This window comes from Endozoicomonas atrinae, assembly GCF_001647025.1.
Classification (GTDB): domain Bacteria; phylum Pseudomonadota; class Gammaproteobacteria; order Pseudomonadales; family Endozoicomonadaceae; genus Endozoicomonas; species Endozoicomonas atrinae.
The window spans coordinates 1-3,263 of the sequence record NZ_LUKQ02000414.1 but is presented as its reverse complement, the minus strand read 5'-3'; the positions used below and the strand labels follow the sequence as shown (position 1 = coordinate 3,263).

Annotated in this window: 2 protein-coding genes and 1 pseudogene; 1 reads left to right on the top strand and 2 read right to left on the bottom strand. The window is 41.4% G+C overall.

Translation table 11 applies throughout. From position 1 onward, the window contains the following. Positions 1–176: pseudogene (locus tag AK963_RS36080) on the top strand (IS256 family transposase); the annotation flags it as partial. A gap of 139 nt (positions 177–315) precedes the next feature. Here AK963_RS36080 and AK963_RS27180 read toward each other — a convergent pair. Together AK963_RS27180 and gmk are read right to left on the bottom strand one after the other, a co-directional pair. Continuing rightward, complete coding sequence (locus AK963_RS27180; RefSeq protein WP_066018460.1) at positions 316–1,836, bottom strand: hypothetical protein; 1,521 nt, start codon at positions 1,834–1,836, stop codon at positions 316–318. Between the two features lie 108 nt (positions 1,837–1,944). Beyond that, entirely contained in the window at positions 1,945–2,559 is a 615-nt protein-coding gene (gmk, locus tag AK963_RS27175) for a guanylate kinase (RefSeq protein ID WP_066018459.1), read from the bottom strand. Between the last annotated feature and the right edge of the window lie 704 nt (positions 2,560–3,263).

The window sequence follows — 3,263 nt, the reverse complement described above, 5'->3', positions numbered from 1 at the left end:
GCGTCATTCGTAAGGCGATCAAGAACCGGAAGATTTTTCGGACTGATGAGTCAGTCATGAAGGTAATCTATCTGGCCATGGAAAAAGCTTCCGAGAAATGGACCATGCCGATCAGGAACTGGAAAGCAGCCATGAACCGGTTTGAAATTATGTTTCCTGACCGGTTCAAGGAGTAATAGTTTTGGTGGCGTTTACACAGAATTATTTACAGGCTCCTAAGAACCTGTAAGAATAGTAATTCTTCTGCTCGCTGGTCACCATAAAGACTGGCGGGCAGGATCAATTGTTACGTGATTGATCAGGTGATTTTCCGCATCATTTTTTATGATATTCGATAAGCGCCTCAAATCTCTTGATAAGATTTTGGACATTTCCTTGTCTTTTGACATCACGGGGCTGGCAAGCTATCGCGAGTTCTGTTTTAACCGTTTGCTGCGGCTTACCTTTAGGTAAAAATGGCGGCAGCGACTCTAACCACTTCTCTACCTGCCTATCTTTTGGAAGCTCACCCTCTCCAACACGAAGCTTTAATAACTCTAAACCAATATCGTTTTTACTTTCAGCAACTGGTATTTTCTCAGGTTGAGTCATTGCTTCAGGAAGAGCGACTTTTTCAGATTGACTCTCATATGTCTTAACAAAAAAATTCACTTTCCTTTTAACCATCTTACCAACAGGAATCTGCATAGCTTCCAAGAAGACTCTTTCTCCAAACTGTCTTTGCAGAACTGTCACCAATTGATTTCTTCTTTTAATAACCTTATTTTTAATTTCTTTTCCACTATCACGTACAGACTGGCCTTTGCTATCAGCTCTGGACCTGGCTGACATCAGCAAACTATCTGCAAACTCGTCAAGTGACCTATGTATACCCTCTGAAATCTGACGTTGAAACTCAGCTGTCATCGTCAATCGCTGGCTTCCCGACTCTTTAACCACCTGATCCTTTAGACGATCAGAGAGTAAAGCCCGTAACTTTCGATCAACAGTCCTTGAGATATTTTTAAAATCCATCTGCCAGCCATAACCGGTTAAGGGAAAATCCATCATATAGCTCTGAACAATATCATTACCTTTTTTATAAAGGGCCTGCCAACGATCGTCAGTTGTTACCATAAGCTCAGCTAATTGAACCGACTCGCTTGCTCTTAATGGTTTATTACTTCCACGGCCTGTTCTTTCTGAACCAGTTGGTACTAATGAACAACAAATAACTTTTTCTTGCTCCGTAGCTTTTGCTGTGGTGTATTTTTCAACCAGAACATCTAAATATCGAACCATTTGATCTTGAGAGAGGCTGCCTTTTTCATATTTATCAGCCGCGAACAAGACCATTAGATTCAGATCACTCTTACGACTAATATCCTTTTGTTTTAATATATCCAGTAGTTGACTGAATCCTTTCTCTTTTACTTTATTTTTTTTTGATGAGCCAGAAGCTTTTTCAAGATTTTTCCAGGCTTTGGTATTTCTCATAAACGAAATCTGTAGATCCGTTGCCTCTTTACCGACTGACTTTTTCATTTCCTCATGGGAATCTTCGCTTTTTACTTCTGGATTTTTTTCTGTGTGAGAGGTATTTGCAGGTGCAGCTTTTTGATCATGCTGCGTTAAGTAACTTTGGCTCGAAGGTACTACAGTAATAGAGCTAAATTCTAAAATCTTTTTAAGGCCATCCAACAGCCTGGTTTTGCGAGAAATTTTATTCTTAGTAGAAACGTGCCTCACAGATAAGCTGTCGAGCTTACCGGTTGGAGTTTCAATAGTGCTGTGCTTTTGCGATAAACTCAACGGCATCGCTGAGCTGATATCACCCGTCCCTCCAGAGCCTGACATAACAATCCACTCCATGGATCACATTTTAAAAATACCATTTAAGAAATACTGTATTAACTAGGCATTGGGTCAATAGCCTATAAGACTAAGGCTATTGACCAGTTTTCCTTAATGAATCAGTCCCTTGATCAAGTCTTCCTTGTAATGCTGCATCCAATTGATTGACAGACGCTGGCTTCGAATAATGGTTTGCAGATCCCGCAAGGCAAGATCAAACTCATCATTAATCACCAGATAGTCAAACTCACCGTAGTGTGACATTTCGCTGACCGCTTGAGACATCCGCCTTTCGATAATGGAAAGGTCATCAGTAGCCCGTCCGATCAGTCGCTCTCTCAACGCCTCAAGAGAAGGCGGCAGGATAAAAATTGAAACGGCATCAGGCATCAAACGGCGCACCTGTTGTGCTCCCTGCCAGTCAATCTCCAGGATAACGTCTTCGCCTTTGTTCAGCTGTTCACGAACCCAGTGTGCTGAAGTTCCATAATAATTCCCAAATACTTCTGCATGCTCTAGAAACATGCCTTTGTTCAACATGTCCTGAAAGCCTTCTAAGGAAGTAAAGTGGTAGTTTACCCCATCCTGTTCCCCGGGTCGGATACCTCGGGTTGTATGAGAAACAGACACACGCACATGAGGCGTGGACTCAACCATCGCCTTTACCAGGCTGGTCTTTCCAGCACCGGAAGGGGCAGCAATAATGTAAAGTTTGCCAATATTCATGAACACTCCAGGGAAAGCTCCCTGTTTTAAGCCTATATTCTATAGGATAAGCCAGACTAGGGAACAAGCCCTATTATTTACAACAAAATAAATATAACTCATTGACTGCAAAAGGCTTTTCTATTCAATATTTTGAACCTGCTCTCGCATTACAACCATAACCTATTGTTTTGTCTGACCTTATAAAACGAAAGGTGAATTTTCTGTCACCATTCTGTCACCATTTTTACTTTATAATCATAAACATGGCTGAACACTCATTAACGATTAGTATATCATTTTTAACGGTCGGGATTTATACCCTCAATGACAAAAGCCTTCCCACAGGCTGAAACGGCAGTGTCAGCAGAGAGAGAGTCGCGAGGAGCTTAATTCTGGCAGGGGATTAATCTTCAGATGCAACCTATTCTTGGTCTGAAGCGGAAGATCAACAGCGATCAGGGTATAAAGGAATAAATAGTTGAATTCTTATCAGTTATAAGTATTATCCACCTGAAGCTTTTGTCCACAAACGAAAGCTGAACTGGCACTATCCTCCCCGGGAGGGTGCCTGACCCCGGTTTCCTTTCTCAATAAGTACGCGATGTGCGACTTTGTAAGAAGCTATCTCAAATTACTAGCATGATGGTAAGTCCAACTTAAATCTTCAAAATCACACAACTATACGCTTTCCGTTTTTTTAATCTTCGGAAATAAGGTTCTCA